Raw genomic sequence first — 22,261 nt, 5'->3', positions numbered from 1 at the left:
GTAGTGGTACCAGTAGAGCAGCATCGAACCGAGCGAGGCCATCAGCTTGTCGGCGATGTCGCGCGCGCCCGGCAGGTTGTGATCGTCTTTCTCCGGCAGCACGGTGCCCAGCACCGACACGCCGGTGCGCATCACGTCCATCGGGTGTGCTGCGGCCGGGATCCATTCAAGCGCGGCCTTGACGTTCGCGGGCAGGCCGCGCAGCGCCTTCAGCCTGGTTTTGTAGGCGGTGAGTTCGGCCTGGGTCGGCAGCTTTTCGTGGACCAGCAGGTACGCGATCTCTTCGAATTCGCAGGCGCCCGCAATATCGAGAATGTCGTAGCCGCGGTAGTGCAGGTCGTTGCCGGTCTTGCCGACCGTGCAGAGGGCGGTATTGCCCGCCGTCACGCCGGACAGGGCGACCGATTTCTTCGGTTTGAACGCGCCTGTGTTCGGCGTACTGTTATCTGCTTCGCTCATGACTTCGTCTCCAGATGCATGGGGGATATGTTGGACCGCATCCCAAAACGCAAAGAACGGGCCAGCCACGCGCACGCGCGCTAAGTGCCTGATTTAAAAAAGGACTGCCGTCCGCGCCCGCCTCGATCCGATTTCAGAAATGAAACGTTAATTTCAGATTGGAAATGGATGCGCGCATAATGGGTGGACTTTCCTAGCACCGCCGTGAGCCGCCCCGCCTTGAGCACACCTCTTTTCGAACCCGCCCAGCGCCCCCGCATCTGGGCGCTCAGCATCAGCCGCCTGCGCGATCTGTTTTTCGATATCGCCGGCGAATACGTGGAGCGCGCGGACCTGCGCATCGTCTCGCACGGCTTCGAAGACGCCGTGCACGAAGTCGAGGCCGCGGGCGCGGGTCGTCCGGATGTCGTGATTGCCGGCGGCTCGAACGGCGCGTATCTGAAGACGCGCGTGTCGGTGCCGGTCGTGCTGATCGGCCCGACCGGTTTCGACGTGATGCACGCGCTCGCGCGCGCGCGCCGCGACGGCGCGAAGGTCGCGCTCGTCACGCACGGCGACACACCCGACGAAGTGCGACGTTTCACGGCCGCTTTCGCACTCGACATCACGTTCGCTTCCTATCAATCGGCGCAGGATGCGGAAAGCCTCGTGCTCGATCTGCGCGATCGCGGCATCGAGGTGGTGGTCGGCCCCGGACTCGTCACGGATCTCGCCGCGAATGCCGGCATGGGCGCGGTGTTTCTCTACTCGCGCGCTTCCGTGCGCGCGGCCTTCGACACCGCGCTCGAAGTCGCCCAGGCCACGCGCCGCGAAACGGTTCGACGTCAGCGGCTCGACAATCTGTTGCAGCATCTGCGCGACGGCGTCGTCGCGCTCGACGCGCAAGGCCGCGTCGAAGCGATGAACCAGCGCCTCGCGAGCGTGCTCGGCCTCGACGCGGCACACGCCGTGGGCCGCGTGCTGCTCGAACTCGCGCCCGATCTCGCAGGCAGTCTGCCGGACGCGGACGGCGACGGGTTCTGCACGGTGCGCGGCGTGAGCTATGTCGTGCATCGCGGGCCGCTGGCGAGCAGCGGCTCGGCGGCGGGCACCGTGCTGACGTTTCAGGAATCGCGCGCGGTCGAACGGCTCGACCGGACGCTGCGCTCGCGCCAGCGCGTGCAGCAGTTCAGCGCGCGTTACCGGCTCGACGATATCGTCGGCGCGTCCGAATCGATGGAACGGGTGCGTACGCTCGTCAAGCGCTATGCGCGCTCGGATGCCACCGTATTGATTCTCGGCGAAAGCGGCACGGGTAAGGAGATGGTCGCGCAGAGCATGCATCAGTTGAGCGCGCGGCGCGACTTCGCGTTCGTCGCAATCAATTGCGGCGCGTTTCCCGAGGCGCTGCTGGAAAGCGAGTTGTTCGGCTACGAAGAAGGCGCATTCACCGGCGCGCGCAAGGGCGGCAAGGCGGGGCTGATCGAAGTGGCGCACCGCGGCACGCTGTTTCTGGATGAAATCGGCGAGATGCCGCTGTCGCTGCAAAGCCGGCTGTTGCGCGTGCTCCAGGAACGCGAAGTCGTGCGGCTCGGCTCGACGGAGCCGACGCGGGTCGATATTCGCGTGGTCGCGGCGACGCATCGCGGCTTGACCGAGGGCATCGAAGCGGGCAGCTTTCGGGCCGACCTCTACTACCGCCTCAACATTCTCAGCATCGCATTGCCGCCGCTGCGCGAGCGGCCGACCGACCTGCTGCCGCTCGCCGCCCAACTGCTGCTGCAAGCCGTGGCGCGTGAACCGAGGCTCGCGGCGCGTGTGCCGGACGCGGCTGCCGCCGAACGCGTGCTCGCCCCACTCGACGAGCCGCTCAAGCGTTACGCGTGGCCCGGCAACGTGCGCGAACTGCAGAACGTGATTGAACGGATCGCCGTGGAACTCGCCGACGCGGTCCCTGAAGATACCAACGCGGACGCCACCGAATCCGCTTTCACCCGCGATATGTTGCGCACGCTCGCGCCGGAAATCGTCGAGCCCCACGCGCGCGCGAGGAAAGCCGCGCTATCGCTACGCGAACGCAGCCGTCACGTGGAAGCCGACGAAATCCGCGCCGCGCTCGCCGCGCACGAAGGCGATCGCGACGCCGTCTGCGAGGCGCTCGGCATCAGCAAGACGACGTTATGGCGGAAGCTGAACGCGGCGCAGTAGGCGTGGCGCCGACGCCTCCCGCGCTACCATGCCGCGCCGGCCGCACGGCGCTGATCGCCGCAGTGCCGGCGCTCGTGATCGCGTTGCTGCCGGCAGCGGCGCGCGCGATGAACATGCTGGGCGTCATGCCGCAGCATCGCTTGAAATGGCGGCCGAAATGGCTTTGGTCGAAGAAGCCGACTTCCGTGGCGACGACCGATCCCGGCACGCCTTCGAGCAACAGCGTCTGCGCGCGTTGAATCCGCAGGCCGCACAGATAGCGGTATGGCGACGATCCATATTGCTGCCGGAACACCGTGGCGAAGCGCGACACGCTGAGCGCGGAGAGCGCGGCGAGTTGGGCGAGCGTCACCGGTTCGTCGAAATGGGCTTCGATGAACGCGCGGGCCGCGTTGACGCTGATGGACTGTTTCATGACGTCACGATAGTCGAGCGGGCCGCCGGTTGTTTCGCGAAACGCCGAATGGAAAACGGGTCGAGAGGAATCGCCGTGCTGCCCGTATCGACCAGTTCCGCGAGCGTCTCGCCGACGCCCGGACCGATCTGAAAGCCCGAGCCGCTGAAGCCGAACGCGTAGTAAAGGCCGTCGACCTGGCCGCTCGGACCGATCACTGGCTCGCTGTCGGGCAGATAGCTTTCCACGCCGCTCCAGACACGAATCACATGCAGCGGCGCCAACGCGGGCACGAGCCGGCGCATTTGCGCCAGTTGCCGCACGGTGTTGATGGGCAACACGGAGGCGCGGCGCGTCACGGCGTCGGCCGGACCAGCAGGACCGCCGCCAACGATGATGTTGCCGCGCGGAATCTGGCGGAAGTAGATGCTCTCTTCCTTGATCGACGTGAACACGCCCATCGACGATTTGAATACGTACGGCACCGGCTCGGTCACGCACATTTGCGGCCCCCGCGCGGTCAGCGGCACGGATTCGCCGAACTGTTCGGTCAGGCGGCTCGCCCACGCGCCGGCGCAGATCACGAGCTGCGCTGCCCAGTAGACGTCGCCACGCGCGCTTTCCACGCGAAACCGGCCACCATCCTTTTCCACGCGAACGATCTCCGTGTCCTCGATCACCTGTGCGCCGAGCCGCGCAGCCGCGCGACCGAACGCGGGCGCGGCGAGGCGCGGATTGGCATGGCCGTCGAGCGGCGAGATCGAGGCCGCCAGCACTTCGCGGCCGAGAAACGGAAAGCGCCTGAACATGGCGTCGCCATGCAGCACTTCGAGTTCGAGTCCGTAGGCGCGCGCGTCGATTGCATACTGATCGAAATTCTCGACATCCTTCTGGTGGTAGCACACGCGCGTGTGGCCCGAAGGCAGAAACTCGATGTCCTCGCCGAGCAGTTCCGCCGAGCGCTGCCACGTGCGCAGCGCGCGGTTGGCCATGGCCAGTTGCGGCAGCGCGCGGCCCTGCCGGCGAATGCCGCCGAAGTTCACGCCGCTTGCCTGCTGGCCGGTGAGTCCGCGTTCGAGCAGAATCACCGAGCGATTGCGCTGACGCAGGAAGAACGCCGTCGTCGTCCCCATGATGCCGCCGCCGATCACGATCACATCGGCTTCGTTGCGAGTCGTCGCGCTCATTGGCTCACCTCGCTGCTCGTTTCGTCGATCGCCTCTTCGGTCAGCGCCACGGGCAGCGGTTTGACCGGCGCCTGGCCGCGCAGCCGTCCCACTGACGATAACGGCACGCACGCCGCCGCCGCGATGATCTCCGCGCCGGCGTGGCCGCAATAACGCCCCTGGCAACGGCCCATGCCGACGCGCGAAAACGCCTTCGCGCGATTGGCTTCCTTCGCGCCGCTCGCGCGGACCACGCGGCGCAATTCGCCCGCGGTAATCGCTTCGCATCGGCAGACGATCGTCTCGTCCGGCAGCGACGCGGCGAACTTCGCCGGCCACGGGAAAGCTTCGCGCAAGCCCGCGGCAAACCGCGTGAAGCGCGCGAGTTCGGCGCGCAAGCGCTCCACGCCGTTGACCGGCATGCCGTGATCCTGCATCGCCGCGAGCGCCGCGAGACGGCCCGAGCGTTCCGCCGCGTCGGCACCGCGCACTCTCGCGCCGTCGCCCGCCAGGTAGACGCCCTTGATGCTGCTGCGGCCGTCGGCATCGATTTGCGGCAGCCACTGCTGGGCGTTGTCGTCGAACACGAAGCGGCAACCCGCGAGGTCCGCGAGTTGCGTCTCGGGGCGCAGGTGGTAGCCGAGCGCAACCGCATCGCATGCCAGTTCGAGGCGCTTGCCATTGGGTAGCGCGACCTCGACCGCGCTCACGCCATCTTGCGGCGTGCCTTTGATTTCGAGCGGCTGCACGCCGCGATGAACCGGCACGCGCGCGTCGGCGATCACGCGCGTCAACGCAATACCTTTTCTGAGCGCGGCGGGAATCGCCAGCAGACGCGGCAACGCGGCCACGCGCTGCATGAACGTCGAAGTATCGAGCACCGCCGCCACCTGCGCGCCCGCCTTCACGTACTGCGCGGCCACGAGGTACAGCAGCGGCCCGCTGCCCATCATCACGATGCGCGAGCCGATCGCGCAGCCTTGCGACTTCAGCGCGACCTGCGCGCCGCCGAGGCTATAAGTGCCTGCATGATGCCAGCCCTTGACGGGCATCAGCCGGTCCGTCGCGCCGCTGCAGACGATCAGCGCATCGAATACGAGCGTGCGGTAACGCGTGCCGCTCACCAGATGCACGGTGTTCGACGAGATATTCCAGACCAGCGTTTCCGGCAGATAGTCGATCCTGCTTTTCAGCGTATCGAAGCTCTGATGCAGCGACGCGGCACGCGCGGCCTCCGTGCCATAGAGCGTGTCATAGCTGCGCGAAAAGCCTTCCGGCTGACGCCGATAAATCTGTCCGCCGTCGCGCCGCGATTCGTCGATAACGACAGGCCGCAGGCCCGCTTCGACTAGCGCCTGCGCCGCGCGCACACCCGCCGGCCCGGCCCCGATGATCACTACACGCGGGGCCATACACCCTCCCCGGCATCCGCGAGTTTCGTGACGATCGACATGCCGGGTGTGGCCGGCGTGCTGCAAGCCCGCACGCGCTCGCCTTGCGCGGTCCACACCCAGCAGTCCTGGCAGGCGCCCATCAGGCAGAAGCCCGCGCGCCGGCCGTCGCCGAATTCGGAATCGCGCAACGTGCGCGTGCCGGTGAGTAATGAGACCATCAGCGTGTCGCCTTCGGCGGCTTCGCGCACCACGCCGTCCACGGTAATCGGAAAGGTCTTGCGGCCGGCTTCCGCGACGCGCACAAATCGTCCGCTCATGCCGGGGTCGCCTCTACGCTCTGCAAACGGTTCAGTTCGGCGGCCGGATGGTGGCACAGAATCTCCGCGCCCGAGGGCAGCCGCTTCATCGAGGGCGGTGTCACGTTGCACTTGCCGTCGATACGTACAGGACAGCGCGCGCGAAACGAACACAGCTCGGCAATATCGGCGCTTTCGCCCATCGCCGGCAAAGCGGTGGCGACGATCTCGCGGCGCGCGTCGAGCCAGCCGGGTTTGAGCGCCGGCACCGAATCCACCAGCAAGCCCGTGTACGGGTGATACGGCGGCGCGGCGAGCACATCTCGCTGCCCCGCTTCCACGCGATGCCCCGCATACAGCACGATCACTTCATCGCAGATGGCGCGGACCGTTGAAATATCGTGGCTGATGAACATGTACGACACGCCCAGTTCGCGTCGCAATTCGCCGAGCAGATCGAGGATCGCCGCGCCGACCACCGTGTCGAGCGCGGAAGTCACTTCGTCGCACAGAATCAACGCGGGATTGGCGGCGAGCGCGCGCGCCAGATTCACACGCTGCTTCTGGCCGCCCGAGAGCCCCGCCGGCGTGCGCGTGGCGATGGAGGCCGGCAGTTTCACCAGATCGAGCAGTTCCAGCATGCGCTTCTTCGCCGCCGAGCCACGCAGATGGTGATAGAACGCGAGCGGCCGGGCGAGGATGTCAGCGATCGAGTGGCTCGGGTTCAACGCCGTGTCGGCGTTCTGAAACACGATCTGGATCTGCCGGTATTGCTCCGGCGTGCGGCGCGAGAGCTGCGCCGGCAGCGACTCGCCGTTGAACAGCACCTCGCCGCGCGCCCGGTCGACCAGACCCGCCACCACGCGCGCGAGCGTCGTCTTGCCGGAGCCGGATTCGCCGATCACGCCGAGCGTGCTGCCGCGTGGAATCGACAGACTGACGTCGTCGAGCACGCGCACGGCGGGCGCGCCATACCGGTCGATGCGGCCATAACCCGCGGACAGCCCGCGAATCTCCAGCAGCGGCGGCACGTGCTTGCCCAGGGTCGGCGGCAATTCCAGCACCGCTTCCGGACGGCGCGTGGCGGCCAGCAACTGGCGCGTGTAAGCATCCACAGGAGCGTCGAGCACTTGCGCGACCGCGCCGTTTTCCTTCACCGCGCCGCCGTTCAGGACGACGATGCGGTCCGCCATTTGCGCGACCACCGCCAGATCGTGCGATACGTAGACCGCCGTGGTGCCGAGTTCGCGAACCACTTTCTTGAAGGCCGCGAGCACTTCGATCTGCGTGGTGACGTCGAGCGCCGTGGTCGGCTCGTCGAACACGACGACGGCCGGATCGGTGATCAACGCCATCGCCGCCATCAAGCGCTGCAACTGACCGCCGGACACCTGGTGCGGATAGCGCTCGCCGATCGTTTCCGGCGCGGGCAACGCGAGCGAGCGGAACAGGCCAATCGCTTTGGCGCACGCCGCCTCTTTGGTCATGAGGTGATGCAGCAGCGCCGGTTCGGTGACCTGATCCATGATCGTGCGCGCCGGATTGAAGCCGGCCGCCGCGCTCTGCGCAACATACGCGACGGTGCGCGCGCGCAACGCTCGGCGGCCTTTCGCGTCGAGCGACAACACGTCGACCTCGCCGATGCGCACCGACCCGCCGCTGATCGCACAGCCGGCTCGCGCATAGCCGAGCAGCGACAGCGCGATGGTGGTCTTGCCCGAGCCGGACTCGCCGATCAGCGCGAGCACTTCGCCCTTCTTCACCGAGAAATCGACACCCTTGACGATCTCTGTCACCGGCCCCGGCGCCGCACCCGCGACGACTCTCAGGCCCCTCACTTCGATCATGTCCCGCTCAGCCATCACGCACCTCCGTGGCTACGGCCGCGACGCCGCAGGTTGTCGATCAGCAGATTCATGCCGATGGTCAGCGTCGCAATCGCGACGGCCGGCATCAGCACGGCGGGCGCGCCCTCCGACAGGCCGCCGATGTTCTCGCGCACGAGCGAACCCCAATCGGCGTTCGGCGGCTGCACGCCAAGGCCGAGGAAAGAGAGCCCGCTCAGCAGCAGCACGATGAACACGAAGCGCAGGCCGAAGTCGGCGAGCATCGGGTGAATCATGTTGGGCAGCACTTCGACCCGTGCGATATAGAAGATGCCTTCGCCGCGCGCTCTCGCCACCTGCACGTATTCGAGGCCCATCAGGTTCACCGCGAGCGAGCGCGAAATCCGGAACGCGCCGGGAATATAGGCCAGCGCGGCGACTGTGGTCAGCATCGGGATCGACGAGCCGAACGCGGCGATCACGACGAGCGCGAGCACCTTGCTCGGAATCGAAATCAGCGCGTCGAACAGACGGCTCAGGATTTCATCGACCCAGGGGCCCGACACCGCCGCGAGCAGGCCGAAGAACGTGCCGATCACGCTCGCGAGCACCGCCGCGGCGAGCGCCAGGCCGACCGTGTAGCGCGCGCCGTAGAGAATCCGGCTGAGCATGTCGCGGCCGAGATAGTCGGTGCCGAGCGGATACGCCGCGCTATAGCGGCCGAAAATTTCCGTCGAGGTCAGCGCGCCGCCTTTGTACGGTGCGACGAGCGGCCCGATGAACGCGACCAGCAGCCAGAACGCTACCATCAGCAGACCGATCAGACCGAGTACCGAGAAGCGGTGGACGAGGCGTTTGAGCACGCCCTGTTTCAGCGCAACCGCTTCCACGGGCGCGGGCTCGACGACCAGTTCGTCGCGGCGCACGTCGTACAGTTCCGTGCCCGCGTGGGGAATGTGGTGGGGATTGGTAGGTTGGCTCATCATCGACGCAGCCTCGGGTTGGATACGATTTGACACAGGTCGGCGATCAGCACGAGCGCCAGATACGCCGCGCAGAACACCATGACGCAGCCCTGCACGAGCGGCATGTCGCGGTTGGTCACGGCGTCCACCATCAGGCTCGCGAGGCCCGGATAGTTGAAGATCGATTCGACGATCACCACGCCGCCGAACAGATACGACAGACTCAGCGCCACGGCGTTGGCGATCGGGCCGATGGTGTTCGGCAGCACGTGCCGCCACACCACGCGCACCGGCGAGGCGCCCTTGAGCAAGGCCATTTCCACGTACGACGAATTGAGCTGATCGAGCACCGCGGCGCGCGTCATGCGCGCCATCTGCGCGACCAGCACGCAGCACAGCGTCATCACCGGCATTGCGTAGATGCGCAGCAGCGCGCCGAACGAATGCACTTCCGACAGATACGACAGCGCCGGCAGCCAGCGCAGTTTGACGGCGAAGATCAGCACGGCGATCGTCGCGATGAGGAATTCCGGCACCGCGACGGTCGACAGTGTGAGCACGTTGAGCGTGCGGTCGAGCAGCGAGCCGCGGAACATCGCCGACGAAATGCCGATCAGGAGCGCCACGGGCACCGCGACCACTGCCGTCAGGCCGGCCAGCGCGAGCGAGTTGGGCAGCCGCGTCGCGATCAGCTGGCTGACCGGCAGATTGTTCGACAGCGAGGTGCCGAAGTTGCCGCTGACCACATGCAGAAGCCACACGCAGTAGCGTTGCAGCGCGGGCTGGTCGAGGCCGAATTGATGCCGCAAGGCGGCAACGGCTTCGGGGGTCGCCGCCTGGCCGAGCGCCTGCTGGGCCGCGTCGCCGGGAAGCAGCCCGGTGACGGCGAACACGACTGCCGACACCAGCAGCAGCGTGAGTAGCGCGAGGCCGAGGCGCGCGGCGATGAGACGTTGCGCATGTGCTTTCATCGAGAGTCGCCTCTTCAGTTGAAGCCGCGCGCCGCTCGAAACGCGGCGCGCGTGTTGCAGGGTGTGACTTTCCAGTTCGTCAGACCGGAAACCCTTCGTAACCGCCCTTCAGATCCGACTCAGGCCTCGAGCCAGACATTTTCCGCGAACATGAAACCCATCAGGCCGGCGAGCGGAATCGAGCCGAGACCCTTGAGCTTGTCCGTGTAGGCGTCGAGCGAACTCTGGAACAGCGGAATGCCGACACCACCCGTTTCATGCACCAGCACCTGCATGTCGCCGTAGATCTTCTTGCGCTTGGCGTCGTCCGGTTCGCCGCGTGCCTGAAGCAGCAGTTGGTCGAACTTCGGGCTTTTCCAGTTCGCTTCGTTCCACGGCGCGTCCGACTTGAAGAACTGCGTGAAGATCACGTCGGCGCTCGGGCGCGCATTCACATTGCCGAAACCCAGCGGATGCTTCATCCAGTGGTTCGACCAGTAGCCGTCGGCCGGCACGCGCGACACTTGCAGATTCAGACCGGCTTGCGGCGCGACCTGCTGCAGGAACATCGCCATTTCAACCGAGCCTTCGGCCGCCGGCGAAGCAAAAATCTGGATCGGCGCGCTGCCGACCTTCGCCTTCTGGAAATGGAACTTCGCCTTGTCCGGATCGAAGGTGCGCTGCGGCAAGCCGGCCAGGTAGTACTTGTTGGTCGGATCGATCGGCTGGTCGTTGCCGATCGTGCCGTAACCCTGGAAGATCGCGCGGCGCATCTGCTCGCGGTCTTGCAAATACATCATGCCACGCCGGAAATCGTCGTTGCCGGTAATGCCGCCTTCGTCGCGCACAACCAGGTCGGTGTACAGGCCGGTTTTCGTCTCCAGCACGGAGAAACCACCCGCGCCCTTGATCTGGGTGGTCGAACGCGGGCTCACCGCGTTGATCAGTTGCACGTCGCCCGAGAGCAGCGCGTTTACGCGCGCCGATTCGTCGCCAATGCCGATCAGTTCGATCTCGTCCAGGTGCGGCATGCCCGGCTTCCAGTACTTCTCGTTTCTCACGCCGACCGTGCGCACGCCCGGCGAAAATTCCTTGACCTTGAACGGACCGGTGCCGATCGCCGTCTTGAAGTCCTTGGTGCCGTCCTTGATGATCTGGAAATGCGAGGTGGCGAGGATCACCGGAAGATCGGCGTTCGGGCCTTCCAGCGTGATCGTCACTTCGTTCGGGCCGGTGGCCTTCACTTCCTTGATCTGATCGGCCAGCGTCTTCGCTTTCGAGGCGGTGGCCGGATCCTTGTGGCGCATGATCGAATACACCACGTCGGCCGGCGCGAGCGCTTTGCCGTCGTGGAACTGCACACCGTTGCGCAGCTTGACGACCCACACGGTGGCGTCTTTCGTATCGAGCGAGGTCGCCAGCGACATCTTCGCGCCGAGATGCGCATCGAGTTCGGTCAGACAGTTGTAGAACATGAAGCCGCGGACGTAGTCGGTGCCGAGCGCACCCTTCGCGGGGTCGAGCGTGTCGGCCGCGGAAGCGGATTGCGTCGCCACACGGATCTTGCCGCCCTGCTTCGGCTTGGCCTGCGCGAGCGCCGCGCCGCTGGCGGTCAACAAGCCGGCGCCGGTGACCGACATCATGCCGGCGGCGGCCATTGCGCGCAGCACGCCGCGCCGCGACGCGCCTTTGGCAGTCAATCGCTCCAACTCGCTTCCGAGTCCAAGAGCGCCATGTTGCGAGTTTTCCTTATTCATCGAACTTCTCCGCGAGGTGAGCAACGAGGTTAAGCAGGCGTGGCTGCGTGGTTTTGACTGCCAATCGAACAACAAACGATCAATAAAAAATGTCTTTGATGCGGTAGTACGTCCCCACGAGCGGCAGGAACCAGGGCTTGCCGGTGTGGCCGGGAATCGCGGGCCATTCGGACTCGCGCCACGGATTCTGGTCTTCGTGGCCGTCCATCACATCGGCCATCACCTGGCCCATGTGCGTGGACATCTGCGTGCCGTGGCCGCTGTAGCCCATCGAAAAATAAATGCCGTCGTGCTGGCCGGCATGCGGCAGACGATCGGCGCTCATGTCCACCAGACCGCCCCAGCAATAGTCGATGCGCGCATGCGCGAGCATTGGGAACATCGCGGCGAGGCCTTCTTGCAGGATGCGACCGCTCTTCGCATCGGACGGCCTCTCGGACGCCGTGAAGCGCGCGCGGCCGCCGAACAGAAGTCGCGAATCCGGCGTCACGCGAAAGTAGTTGTGCATCAAACGCGTGGTGGTGTACGCACGCCGGTTCGGAAACACTTGCGCCAGCAACGCCGGCGCCACAGGCTCCGTCACCACGATGAACGAACCGACCGGCGCGAGACGCCTGCGGTACCAGCCGAACGGACCGTGCCGCGACGGGCCGGTGGCGATCAGCACCTGCTTCGCGCGCACTTCGCCGCGCGCCGAGGTGATACGAAAGCCGCCGCCGTCTTTCGCGATGGCAGTGACCGCCGCGTTCTCGTACAGCTTCGCGCCGCGGCGCACCGCCGCCTCGGCGAGACCCACCGTGAACTTGCCCATGTGCATCTGGCCGCCGTGCCGTTGCAGCAATCCGCCGTAAAAGCTGTCGGATTGAATTTCGCTGCGAATACGGCTGCGGTCGATCAGTTCGATATCCGTATCCACTTCGCGGCGAATCGCTTCGGCCGTCTTTTCCAGATGCGCAAGATGATGCGGCTTGGACGCCAACTTCAGCTTGCCGGTCGCGATGTAATTGCAGTCGATGTTTTCCTCGCGGATCAGACGCTCGACCGTGTCGACCGCGTCCGAAAACGCGCGGTAGCAGGCGCTCGCGCGCTCCACACCGAGTTGCGCGACCAGCGCGACGAAGTCCTGCGCGACTCCGGTATTGACCTGGCCGCCGTTGCGCCCGGACGCGCCGCCGCCAATGCGACCCGCGTCGAGCACGGTCACCGTGGCGCCGCGCTTGCCCAACGCCTGCGCCGCCGACAGTCCGGTGAAGCCGCCGCCGATCACGACCACATCGGTCTGGCCGTCGACCGGACCCTCGCACGCCGACAGCAGTGGCGGCGCGGTGTCGAGCCAATAGGAATCGAGCTTCATCCGTGAGGTCCTTGAGATGGGCAATGAGCGAGGCGGTGGGCAGTGTCTGGCGGGCGCAAATGCAACCGGCGCTTACAGGCCGAGTTCCGAAGCCAGATGCGGAATGTCGTTGACCTCGTAGTACTGGTAGTACGGCGTCGACGGTTCGTGGCCGCGGTTGACGAAGACCTTGTGCTTGATGCCCAGGTCGTGCGCGGTCATCAGGTCGTAGCGCAGGCTCGACGACACGTGCAGCACGTCTTCCGGATTGCAGTTGAGCTGGTCGAACATGTATTCGAAACCTTGCATGCGCGGCTTGTACGACTGCGCCTGCTCGGCCGTGAAGACTTTGTAGAACGGCGCGCCGAGCTTGTCGACGTTGCTCTGGATCTGGTTGTTCGAAGCGTTCGAGAGAATCACCAGCTTGTACTTCTTCGCCAGACGGGCGACGCCTTCCGGCACGTCCGGATGCGGACCCCAGGTCGGCACGGCGTCATAGATGCTTTGCGCGCCCGCTTCGTTGAATTCGACGTTCATGCGCTTGCACGCGCGGCGCAGCGCGTTGACCACCACGTCGCGATAGGGTTTCCATGCGCCGAGCACTTCGTCGCGACGGTAGCCCGAGTAAAACGCGACGAGCTTTTCCAGGTCTTCGCCGTTCAGCAAATGACCGTACTGCTCGCGCGTCATGTCGGCCATGTGGAATTTGGTCAGCGTGCCGTAGCAGTCGAAGGTGATGTATTTCGGTTCGAATTCGATCATGGTGCAGTCCTATCGTGATGGTGAACTCGTGGTCGGAGTTCATTGGCGAAAACAGCAACTATCTTGCAGGGGATCTGAGCAAGTGCTTCGCACCCGCTCAGATCGACAAAAGCTAATTCCTGTAAAAGATTTAATCAGCGCAAAAACATAGATGTTCCTGATTAGGGCGCTGCCGGTGACACAAACCATGCGTTTTCGGGCCGCTGACAGCACAGAATGCGGCGATCAGGCTAAACCCTTGCCCCTACTGGGTTTGCGACCGGCGCGCGAAGCGGCCGGCGGGTGCTCAAAGGCGTCTTCAGGCCCGCAGGTCGATCAGTACGCTTTTGAAACGCAGGTTCGCCTCGTAGGCCTGGCGGCCCAGGTCCTTGCCGATGCCGGAGCGCTTGTAGCCACCCGTGGGAATCATGAAGTCCGAGGTGCGGCCATAGCGGTTCACCCACACCGTGCCTGCTTCGAGCCCGCGCACGAAACGCAGCGCCCGGCCGAGGTCGGCGGTATGCACGCCGGCCGCGAGGCCGTACTCCGGATGCTGCGCGAGCGCGAGCGCTTCTTCTTCGGTATCGAAGGTTTGCAGCGTCAGCACCGGCCCGAAGACTTCTTCGCGCACCGCTTCGGAGTGCGCCGTGACGTCCGCGAGCAAGGTCGGGGCGTAGAACGCGCCATCAGCGCCGCCGTCGGCTCTCGCGCCGCCGTAGCGCAGCGTCGCACCGGCTTCCAGCGTGCGTCCGACAATGCCTTCTATGCGCGCCGCCTGCGGCGCCGAAATGATCGGCGAGAGCGTCGTGCCCGCGGCCCATGTCGCGCCGGGCTTCAACTCGGCGAAGATCTTGCCGATGCGTTCGGCAAGCGGCTCAGCGAGGCTGCGCTCGACCAGCAGGCGCGAGCCCGCCACGCACACTTGCCCCGCGTTGCCCGTGATCGCGCCGGCAATACGGCGCGCCACATCGTCCAGACGCGGCGCGTCGGCGAATACGATTTGCGGGCTTTTGCCACCCAGTTCGAGCGTGACCGGCTTGGTGCCGCTGGTAGCGCACGCGGCCATGATCGACGCGCCGGTCCGCGTGGAACCCGTGAAAGTGACCTTGCTGATCTTCGGATGGCGCACCAGTTCGTCGCCGGTCACCCGGCCATCGCCCTGGATCACGTTGAAAATGCCGGCCGGCACGCCCGCCTGCACCGCCAGTTCGGCGAGCCGCAAGACCGAGAACGGCGTCATCTCCGAGGGCTTGAGCACCACCGCATTGCCGGCCGCCAGCGCCGGGGCGATCTTCCACGACGCCATGACCAGCGGGAAATTCCATGGCGCGATCGCGCCGATCACGCCGTAGGGTTCGGCGATCGTCATGCCGAGATGATCGTGATCGGTGGCCGCCACGTCGCCACCCAACTTGTCGGCGAACTCGGCGTAAAAGCGGATGCCCTCGGCGGTGAACGGCACGTCCCAGCCGATCGCCTGCGCAATCGGGCGCGTCGAGCCGAGCGCTTCCAGACGGCCGAGCGTCAGCGCGTCGGCTTCGACCAGCTCGGCGAAACGGCGCAGGATCTTCGCGCGTTCGCGCGGCGCCATGCGCGCCCAGCCACTGTGTTTGAAAGCCTGCCATGCGTTCTCGACGGCGCGGTCCACCATCGCGGCGTCGGCGAGCGGCACCGAGGCATACACCACGCCGTCCGATGGACGCGCCACCTCGATGCGATGCTCGCCCGCCTCGACATATTCACCGCCGATGTAGTGTCCGCTGCGAATCGCGACGTCGTCTGGATTGAAGCTGTCCATGAGAGAGGTGTCCTGTGTGACTGGCTGGTGGTCTCGCGCGGCGCGGTCCCGAGACCGTTGCCGCCATGACAAAATCGTAGAGCCGGCGGCGTGGCATATGTCGCCGACAAAAATCGCCGCGCAGCAGAACTCACCTGTAATGCGTGCCCGGACCTGGCGTTTTGCATCGAATTGCGCTGCGGTCCTTTCCGGGGGCCGCGATAAAAAGATCGTCCTAGTCACACCGCGCACCGGATGACACAGTGACGGCGTAAGCCTTCAGTCAATCAGGGAGCTCGGCGTGTCCGATTCGATTACCTATAGACGCTTCACCCTCGAGGACATCGCCGCTGCGCACGCGTTGACCGTCGAAGTCAAATGGCCGCATCGCCCGGACGACTGGCGATTCGTGGCGCAACTGGGCGTGGGCTTCGTCGCGGAAGACCCGAGCGGTGTGATCGGCACCGCTCTGTGCTGGAAATACGGAGCCGAGCATGGTTCGCTCGGCATGGTGATCGTGTCGCCGGCGCACCAGGGGCGCGGCATCGGCAGAAAGCTGATGGATCTGGTGCTGGAAGAACTGGGCGGGCGCGTCACCTTCCTGCACGCCACCCCCGCGGGCCAGCCACTTTATGAAAAGCTCGGCTTTCGCGCGACCGGCACGCTCGATCAGCATCAGGGCGCGGCGTTCCAGCCGCCGCTCGTGTCCTTGCCGCCCGGCGAACGGTTGCGTCCGCTCGGTTCGAGCGATACCGCGCGGCTGGTCGAACTGGCGTCGCGGGCCAGCGGCCTGGACCGCGGCGAAGTGTTGCCCGCACTGCTGGGCGCCGCCGACGGCATCGCGCTCGACCGCGACGGCGAACTGATCGGCTTCGCACTGTTTCGCCGCTTCGGGCGCGGCTTTGCGATCGGTCCGGTGGTCGCGCCCGCCTCGGAGGAATCGAGCCGTGCGAAGGCGCTCATCAGCCACTGGCTGGCGCTGAACGAAGGCGTGTTCGTGCGTATCGACACGCCGGGCGAAAGCGGTCTGACCGAATGGCTGGAACAGCTGGGGCTGCCGCGCGTGGACACGGTCGTCAAAATGATCCGCCCCGCCACGCCGGGCCAGGCCGCGAGCGGCGGACAGGATGCGCATTACCTGCAATACGGCATCATCAACCAGGCAATCTGCTGACCATCATGGCCTTCCTCTATAAAGCCGACCCGGCGCGCGGCGCCCAGTGGGCGAAACTCTTCGCGCAGAAAGCGCCGGACTTGCCGTTTCATATCTGGCCCGAACTCGGCGATCCGGCCGCGATCCGCTATCTCGCCGCCTGGCAGCCACCTGAAGACCCGACGCGCACCTTCCCTAACCTGGAAGTCGTGTTCTCGGTCGGCGCGGGTATCGATCAGTTCGATCTGTCCGGCGTGCCGGAGCATGTGCCCGTGGTGCGCATGATCGAACCGGGCATCGTGGAAGGCATGGTCGAATATGTCACACAGGCTGTGCTGACCATTCATCGCGATCTGTTCGACTACGGCCTTCAGCAACAGCAGCAGGTCTGGCGCGAGCTGCCGCTCAAGCCCGCCAGCCAGCGCCGCGTCGGTGTGCTCGGGCTCGGCGTGCTCGGCACGGCCGTGCTGGAACGGCTGCGTCTGTTCGGTTTCGACTGTGCGGGATGGAGCCGTTCGGCTCGCGAGATCGAGGGCGTCGACTGTTATGCCGGTGAAGGCGCGCTGGATGCGTTTCTCGCTCGCACCGACATCCTCATCTGTCTGCTGCCGCTCACGCCCGCCACGCGCGGGCTGCTCAATGCGGAATTGTTCGCGAAGCTGCCGCGCGGCGCCTCGCTGATTCAAACGGGGCGTGGTCCGCATCTGAATCAGCAGGATTTGCTCGCGGCGCTCGAAAGCGGTCAGTTGCACAACGCCATTCTCGACGTCACCGATCCCGAGCCGCTGCCCGCCGGTCATGTGTTGTGGACGCATCCACGCGTGCGTATCACGCCGCATATCGCGAGTGCGACGCGGCCCGACACCGCCGTTGACGTAGTGCTGGAGAACCTGCGCCGCCATCGCGCGGGCTTGCCTATGGTTGGCCAGATCGACCGCGCGCAAGGCTATTGAGGGCAGAACCGGACGAAACGCCCGCGCGACACGGCTTTTCAGCGTTCGCAGCATAAAATGCTGAGGTCACGCATCAAAACGCGTCGTGCGCGCTTTTCAGGCAATTGTTTAGGTGAGCAGGCGATCGCCGCTGATCAGTAGTATGGGACGGTCAACAGCCCCTTCCCGCGACGAGAAACCATCATGCCGATTCAATCGCTCATCGAAGCCGACCGCAAGCATCTGATTCACCCGGTCATCAACTACCGCGCGCACGAAGCACGCGGCGTCACCGTCCTCGAGTCCGCCAGCGGCGCGTTTCTGCGCGACGCGGCCGGCAACGAACTGCTCGACGCGTTTTCCGGACTCTGGTGCGTGAACGTCGGCTACGGCCAGCAAAGCATTGTCGACGCCGCTACCGCGCAGATGCAAAAACTGCCCTACGCAACCGGCTACTTCCATTTCGGCTCGGAGCCGGCCATCGAACTCGCGCAAAAGCTGGTCGAGGTGTCGCCCGCTTCGCTGCAGCACGTCTACTTCACGCTCGGCGGTTCGGACGCGGTGGATTCGGCACTGCGCTTCATCACGCATTACTTCAACGCCACGGGGCGCGCGTCGAAGAAACACATCATCGCGCTGCAACGCGGCTACCACGGCTCGTCGACGACCGGCGCCGGCCTCACCGCCCTGCCCGCGTTCCACCGCAACTTCGATCTGCCGCTGCCGAACCAGCATCATCTGCCGTCGCCGTACGCGTACCGCAGCGATTTTGCCGACGACGCCGCGCTGATCGCCGCCTCGGTCGCCGCGCTCGAAGCGAAGGTGGCCGAACTCGGCGCCGACAACGTCGCCGCGTTCTTCTGCGAGCCGATTCAGGGCTCGGGCGGCGTGATCGTGCCGCCGGTCGGCTGGCTCACGGCAATGCGTGAAAGCTGCCGTAAGCTGGGCATCCTGTTCGTCGCCGATGAAGTCATCACCGGCTTCGGCCGCACCGGTCCGCTGTTCGCCTGCCAGGGCGAAAACGTCGAGCCGGATCTGATGACGGTGGCCAAAGGCCTGACCGCGGGCTATGCGCCGATGGGCGCCGTGCTGATGTCGGACGAAATCTATCAGGGCATCGCCAACGGCGACGCCGAGGCGGTGGTCGGCCATGGCCATACGTATTCGGCGCACCCGGTGAGCGCGGCGATCGGCCTAGAAGTGCTGCGCCTCTATCACGAGGGCGGGTTGCTGGCAAACGGCGTGGCGCGCGCACCGCGTTTCGCGCGCGGCCTCGACGCGCTGCTTGCGCATCCGCTGGTGGGCGATTCGCGCCACCGTGGCCTGCTCGGCGCGCTCGAACTCGTCGCCGACAAGGACAGCAAGGCGGGCTTCGACCCAGCGCTCAAACTGTCTGAACGGATCGCCGCCGCCGCGTATGAAAACCGCCTGATTTTCCGGGCCTTCGGCGACAACATTCTCGGCTTCGCACCGGCGCTCTCGTACACCGAGGCCGAGTTTGATCTGATGTTCGAACGACTTGAAAAGACCCTCGACGATGTTCTCGCACAAGCCGATGTGCGCGCCGCGTTGAAGGTCAAAACCCATGCCAACGCATGCTAGAGTAGAGGGCCATCCCAGCCCCACACCGATCGCCGGAGCGATAACGTTACGATGAGCAGCGACTGCAAGCTAGACCGGATTGACCTGCGCATACTTTCCCAGTTGCAGAAGAAAGGCCGCATAACCAACGTCGAGCTTGCCGACGCGGTCGGCCTTTCGCCCAGTCCTTGCCTGATCCGGGTCAAGCGTCTGGAGAAAGCCGGCTACATCATCGGCTACGGTGCGCAGATCCAGCTCGAAAAGCTCGGCGACGTGCAGATCGTGTTTACCGAAGTCACGCTCGCCGATCACCGGCGGGAAGACTTCATCAAGTTCGTGAATGCGATCCGCGACGTCGACGAGATCGTCGAGTGTCATCTTGCCAGCGGCGGCTACGACTACCTGCTGAAGTTCGTCACGCGCAGCGTGAGCCATTACCAGAGCATCGTGGAAGGGCTGCTGGAACGCGACATCGGGATCGAGAAGTACTTCAGCTACGTGATCATCAAGTCGCCGTTCGTGAAGAGCCACTACCCGCTCGAAACGCTGTTCTCGCAGAATCATCACTAGGCCGTCTCTGGAACCTTGCATGATTGGGATATGCGGCCCTGCGAAGCTGAGTCGAGGACTGCTGAACCGACGTCAGCGCGAATCCGCGCCATTCAGACAGGGGGCGCGATGATTCGACGCCTACTATTCGCAGCTATCGCCATGACGTTTGGTGCAGGCACCTCCGCCGCACAGACGAAGTCCCCTTCGGTCGGCGATTTCGTGGGCAAGTGGGTCGTCACCGACGTGGTGGACTATTCGGATATATCTGGCGGTATCCCCGAGGCAAAGCGGATTCTCGGCAAGACCATGACGATTACGCCGAAGTCGATTGCGTTCGACAAGGAAAGCTGCGTACCGCGTCCAGGCTTTACAGTTATCGACGTGGATACAGAGACAGAGTTGAACAGGCAATTCGGACTCACCGTCAACGAAACCGGCTTACCCGCGCGAACGACGTTGCTGCATAGCGAAAACTGCTTCGCAGTCTTCGGAATGAGCGACTACAAAATCGTGTTCGGATGGGACGGGATCATCGTGCGCGCAATACGCGAAAAGTAAGCGTAAAGATCCGATCGATTAGCAACGCGCGTCAGGTCACCCCATCTCCCCCCCGGCCGCCCCGTCGGCCGGCGGACTCCACTGCGCGAATTCCTCACTCAGAAAGTCGACGCAGACCCGCACCTTCGCCGACTGCGCGAGCCGTGCCGGATACACCGCCCACAGATTCGCCGGTTGCGTGACCTCGGGCAGCACCTGCTGCAACTGACCGCTTTCGAGCAGCGGCCGCACGTCCCACATGGAACGCAGCACGATGCCGCGCCCGGCCAGCGCCCACTCCACCGCCACTTCACCGTGATTGGTCGACAACGGTCCCGTGACCTTGATCGAGACCGTCTCGCCGCGCACCGTCAAACGCCAGAGCCCGAACGGATGGTCGCGCTCCTTGATCGCGAGACACGCATGCGAGGACAGCTCGGCAAGCTGGCGCGGCGCGCCATGCCGCGCAAGGTAGCCGGGCGACGCACATAGCACGCGATGATTCGACGCGAGCCGCCGCGCGATCAGATGCGGCGCGATCTCGTCGCCAATGCGCACATCCAGATCGAAGCCTTCGCCGCCCACATCGACGAGACGGTCGAACAGATCGAGCCGCACGCTCAACTGCGGATAGCGCTCGGAAAAGCGCGCGAGCGCGGGCGCGACGAAACGGCGGCCAAAGCCGAAGCTGCTGGAAATGCGCAGCTTGCCGCCGGGTATGCGGCGCGTGGTGGAGACGTCTTCCACCAATTGATCGACGTCGTCGAGAATCTTTTCGGCCCACGTGTAGACGCGCTCGCCCGCCTCGGTGATCGCCACCCGGCGCGTGGAACGGTGCAATAAACGCGTACCGAGCGTAGTCTCGAGCACGTTGATGCGTTTGCTGACGTACGCCGCGGACACCGACAGGGCCTCCGCCGCCGCGCTGAAACTGGACTTGCGCGCCACTTCGCAAAACACGCGCAAGTCGCCGAGATCGGGAGATGGGACGGCGCTCATAGGTCGATGGGTGGCAACGGAGTTTGTACACGAATCGTGCACAGTGGCTTAACTAAAGCGACTATTTTAGTCTCAAACAGCAGGAATAAAATAGCCGTTACCGAATCGTCCAGCTGCCCCAAACAGTCCCAAGCAGCCCCAAACAGTCCCAAGCGGAGGAGCACAACATGTCGAAGAAATATCGGATCGCAGTCATTCCCGGCGACGGCATCGGCGTCGAAGTCATGCCGGAAGCCATTCGCGTGCTGGAGGCGGTGAAAACGCGCTTCGGCATCGAGCTGGAGTATCAGCACATTGAATGGGCGAGCTGCGAGTACTACGCGAAGCACGGCAAGATGATGCCGGACGACTGGAAAGCGCAACTGCAATCGGCGGACGCGATTCTGTTCGGCGCGGTCGGCTGGCCCGACACGGTGCCCGACCATATTTCCTTGTGGGGCTCGCTCTTGAAGTTCCGCCGCGAATTCGACCAGTACATCAACCTGCGCCCCGCGCGCCTCTTTGCCGGCGTGCCTTCGCCGCTCGCGGGCCGCAAGGCGGGCGACATCGATTTCTGGATCGTGCGCGAGAACACCGAGGGCGAATATTCGTCGGTGGGTGGCGTGATGTTCGAAGGCACGGAGCGCGAATTCGTGCTGCAGGAATCCGTTTTCACGCGGCACGGCAGCGAACGCGTGCTGAAGTTCGCGTTCGATCTCGCGCAACGGCGCGAACGCAAGAAGATCACGGTGGCCACCAAAAGCAACGGCATCGCGATCAGCATGCCGTGGTGGGACAAAGTCGCGGCCGGCATTGCCGCGCAGTATCCGGACGTGACGTGGGACAAACAGCACATCGACATTCTCTGCGCGCGCTTCGTGCTGAACCCTGATCGCTTCGACGTGGTGGTCGCCACCAATCTGTTCGGCGACATTCTGTCCGATCTCGGCCCCGCCTGCACCGGCACGATCGGCCTCGCGCCGTCGGGCAATCTGAATCCGGACCGCAAGTTTCCGTCGCTGTTCGAACCGGTGCACGGCTCGGCACCGGACATCGCGGGCAAGAACATCGCCAATCCGATCGCGATGATCTGGTCGGCCGCGATGATGCTCGACTTCCTCGGCAACCACGCCGGCAAGGAGCGCGAGGCGCACGACGCGATTCTCGCCGCAATCGAGGCGACGCTGGTTGAAGGGCCGCATACCGGCGACCTCGGCGGCAAGGCGAACACCACCGAGGTCGGCCGGGCGATCGCGGCAAAGCTCGCCTGAGCTCGCCGGTCA

20 protein-coding genes are annotated in these 22,261 nt (G+C 65.0%); 7 read left to right on the top strand and 13 right to left on the bottom strand.

Annotated elements, in window-relative coordinates:
* Window positions 1-459: citrate/2-methylcitrate synthase (locus P0D71_RS26435; RefSeq protein ID WP_408482857.1), on the bottom strand; the 459-nt coding region annotated here is incomplete at its 3' end.
* 219 nt (window positions 460-678) lie between these two features.
* Between P0D71_RS26435 and prpR the strand changes: the two genes are divergently transcribed.
* Window positions 679-2,646 (top strand): propionate catabolism operon regulatory protein PrpR, encoded by a 1,968-nt coding sequence (prpR, locus tag P0D71_RS26430; protein ID WP_408482856.1) that lies wholly within the window; start codon window positions 679-681, stop codon window positions 2,644-2,646.
* Here the strand turns inward: prpR and P0D71_RS26425 are convergent.
* From P0D71_RS26425 to P0D71_RS26375, 11 genes are all read right to left on the bottom strand, one after another.
* Window positions 2,603-3,061 (bottom strand): helix-turn-helix domain-containing protein, encoded by a 459-nt coding sequence (locus P0D71_RS26425; protein WP_408482854.1) that lies wholly within the window; start codon window positions 3,059-3,061, stop codon window positions 2,603-2,605. The genes prpR and P0D71_RS26425 overlap by 44 nt on opposite strands.
* Window positions 3,058-4,227, bottom strand: a complete 1,170-nt coding sequence (locus P0D71_RS26420; protein ID WP_408353794.1) for an NAD(P)/FAD-dependent oxidoreductase — start codon at window positions 4,225-4,227, stop codon at window positions 3,058-3,060. The genes P0D71_RS26425 and P0D71_RS26420 overlap by 4 nt, the downstream gene beginning before the upstream one ends.
* Window positions 4,224-5,618, bottom strand: coding sequence for an FAD/NAD(P)-dependent oxidoreductase (locus P0D71_RS26415; protein WP_091803059.1), 1,395 nt, complete (start codon window positions 5,616-5,618; stop codon window positions 4,224-4,226). Before P0D71_RS26415 ends, P0D71_RS26420 begins: the two co-directional genes overlap by 4 nt.
* Complete coding sequence (locus P0D71_RS26410) at window positions 5,603-5,917, bottom strand: (2Fe-2S)-binding protein (RefSeq protein WP_408482851.1); 315 nt, start codon at window positions 5,915-5,917, stop codon at window positions 5,603-5,605. The genes P0D71_RS26415 and P0D71_RS26410 overlap by 16 nt, the downstream gene beginning before the upstream one ends.
* Complete coding sequence (locus P0D71_RS26405) at window positions 5,914-7,758, bottom strand: ABC transporter ATP-binding protein (RefSeq protein ID WP_408482849.1); 1,845 nt, start codon at window positions 7,756-7,758, stop codon at window positions 5,914-5,916. The genes P0D71_RS26410 and P0D71_RS26405 overlap by 4 nt, the downstream gene beginning before the upstream one ends.
* The gene (locus P0D71_RS26400) at window positions 7,758-8,708 is read right to left on the bottom strand and encodes an ABC transporter permease (RefSeq protein WP_408482847.1); all 951 of its coding nucleotides are present in this window, start codon (window positions 8,706-8,708) and stop codon (window positions 7,758-7,760) included. The genes P0D71_RS26405 and P0D71_RS26400 overlap by 1 nt, the downstream gene beginning before the upstream one ends.
* Window positions 8,705-9,658: an ABC transporter permease gene (locus tag P0D71_RS26395; protein ID WP_091803071.1), complete on the bottom strand. Its 954-nt coding sequence runs from the start codon at window positions 9,656-9,658 to the stop codon at window positions 8,705-8,707. The genes P0D71_RS26400 and P0D71_RS26395 overlap by 4 nt, the downstream gene beginning before the upstream one ends.
* A 119-nt stretch (window positions 9,659-9,777) precedes the next feature.
* The gene (locus tag P0D71_RS26390) at window positions 9,778-11,394 is read right to left on the bottom strand and encodes an ABC transporter substrate-binding protein (protein WP_091803074.1); all 1,617 of its coding nucleotides are present in this window, start codon (window positions 11,392-11,394) and stop codon (window positions 9,778-9,780) included.
* 79 nt (window positions 11,395-11,473) lie between these two features.
* Window positions 11,474-12,748 (bottom strand): NAD(P)/FAD-dependent oxidoreductase, encoded by a 1,275-nt coding sequence (locus P0D71_RS26385; protein ID WP_408353806.1) that lies wholly within the window; start codon window positions 12,746-12,748, stop codon window positions 11,474-11,476.
* A 72-nt stretch (window positions 12,749-12,820) separates the two neighbouring features.
* The gene (locus P0D71_RS26380) at window positions 12,821-13,489 is read right to left on the bottom strand and encodes a haloacid dehalogenase type II (protein ID WP_091803081.1); all 669 of its coding nucleotides are present in this window, start codon (window positions 13,487-13,489) and stop codon (window positions 12,821-12,823) included.
* A gap of 298 nt (window positions 13,490-13,787) precedes the next feature.
* The gene (locus P0D71_RS26375; RefSeq protein WP_408482844.1) at window positions 13,788-15,266 is read right to left on the bottom strand and encodes an aldehyde dehydrogenase family protein; all 1,479 of its coding nucleotides are present in this window, start codon (window positions 15,264-15,266) and stop codon (window positions 13,788-13,790) included.
* Between the two features lie 280 nt (window positions 15,267-15,546).
* Here P0D71_RS26375 and P0D71_RS26370 point away from each other — a divergent pair, with 280 nt between their 5' ends.
* From P0D71_RS26370 to P0D71_RS26350, 5 genes are all read left to right on the top strand, one after another.
* Window positions 15,547-16,419, top strand: a complete 873-nt coding sequence (locus P0D71_RS26370) for a GNAT family N-acetyltransferase (protein WP_408482842.1) — start codon at window positions 15,547-15,549, stop codon at window positions 16,417-16,419.
* 5 nt (window positions 16,420-16,424) lie between these two features.
* Complete coding sequence (locus tag P0D71_RS26365) at window positions 16,425-17,351, top strand: 2-hydroxyacid dehydrogenase (protein ID WP_408353814.1); 927 nt, start codon at window positions 16,425-16,427, stop codon at window positions 17,349-17,351.
* Window positions 17,352-17,534: 183 nt separating this feature from the next.
* Window positions 17,535-18,932 carry an aspartate aminotransferase family protein gene (locus tag P0D71_RS26360; RefSeq protein WP_091803097.1) on the top strand — a complete coding sequence of 466 codons (1,398 nt, stop codon included), beginning with the start codon at window positions 17,535-17,537 and terminating at the stop codon, window positions 18,930-18,932.
* Window positions 18,933-18,983: 51 nt separating this feature from the next.
* Window positions 18,984-19,481, top strand: a complete 498-nt coding sequence (locus P0D71_RS26355; RefSeq protein WP_011491802.1) for an Lrp/AsnC family transcriptional regulator — start codon at window positions 18,984-18,986, stop codon at window positions 19,479-19,481.
* A gap of 141 nt (window positions 19,482-19,622) precedes the next feature.
* The gene (locus P0D71_RS26350; protein WP_408482840.1) at window positions 19,623-20,021 is read left to right on the top strand and encodes a hypothetical protein; all 399 of its coding nucleotides are present in this window, start codon (window positions 19,623-19,625) and stop codon (window positions 20,019-20,021) included.
* Between the two features lie 36 nt (window positions 20,022-20,057).
* On the opposite strand, the gene P0D71_RS26345 is transcribed toward P0D71_RS26350, so the two are convergent.
* Complete coding sequence (locus P0D71_RS26345) at window positions 20,058-20,999, bottom strand: LysR substrate-binding domain-containing protein (protein WP_408482838.1); 942 nt, start codon at window positions 20,997-20,999, stop codon at window positions 20,058-20,060.
* A 167-nt stretch (window positions 21,000-21,166) separates the two neighbouring features.
* Here P0D71_RS26345 and P0D71_RS26340 point away from each other — a divergent pair, with 167 nt between their 5' ends.
* Window positions 21,167-22,249 (top strand): tartrate dehydrogenase, encoded by a 1,083-nt coding sequence (locus P0D71_RS26340; RefSeq protein WP_408353822.1) that lies wholly within the window; start codon window positions 21,167-21,169, stop codon window positions 22,247-22,249.
* The last annotated feature ends 12 nt before the right edge of the window (window positions 22,250-22,261 follow it).

The sequence above is a fragment of the Paraburkholderia sp. RL17-383-BIF-A genome, assembly GCF_046028015.1.
Lineage (GTDB): Bacteria > Pseudomonadota > Gammaproteobacteria > Burkholderiales > Burkholderiaceae > Paraburkholderia.
The sequence above is the reverse complement of the archived record's forward strand: the minus strand, read 5'-3'. Positions and strand labels throughout refer to the sequence as shown.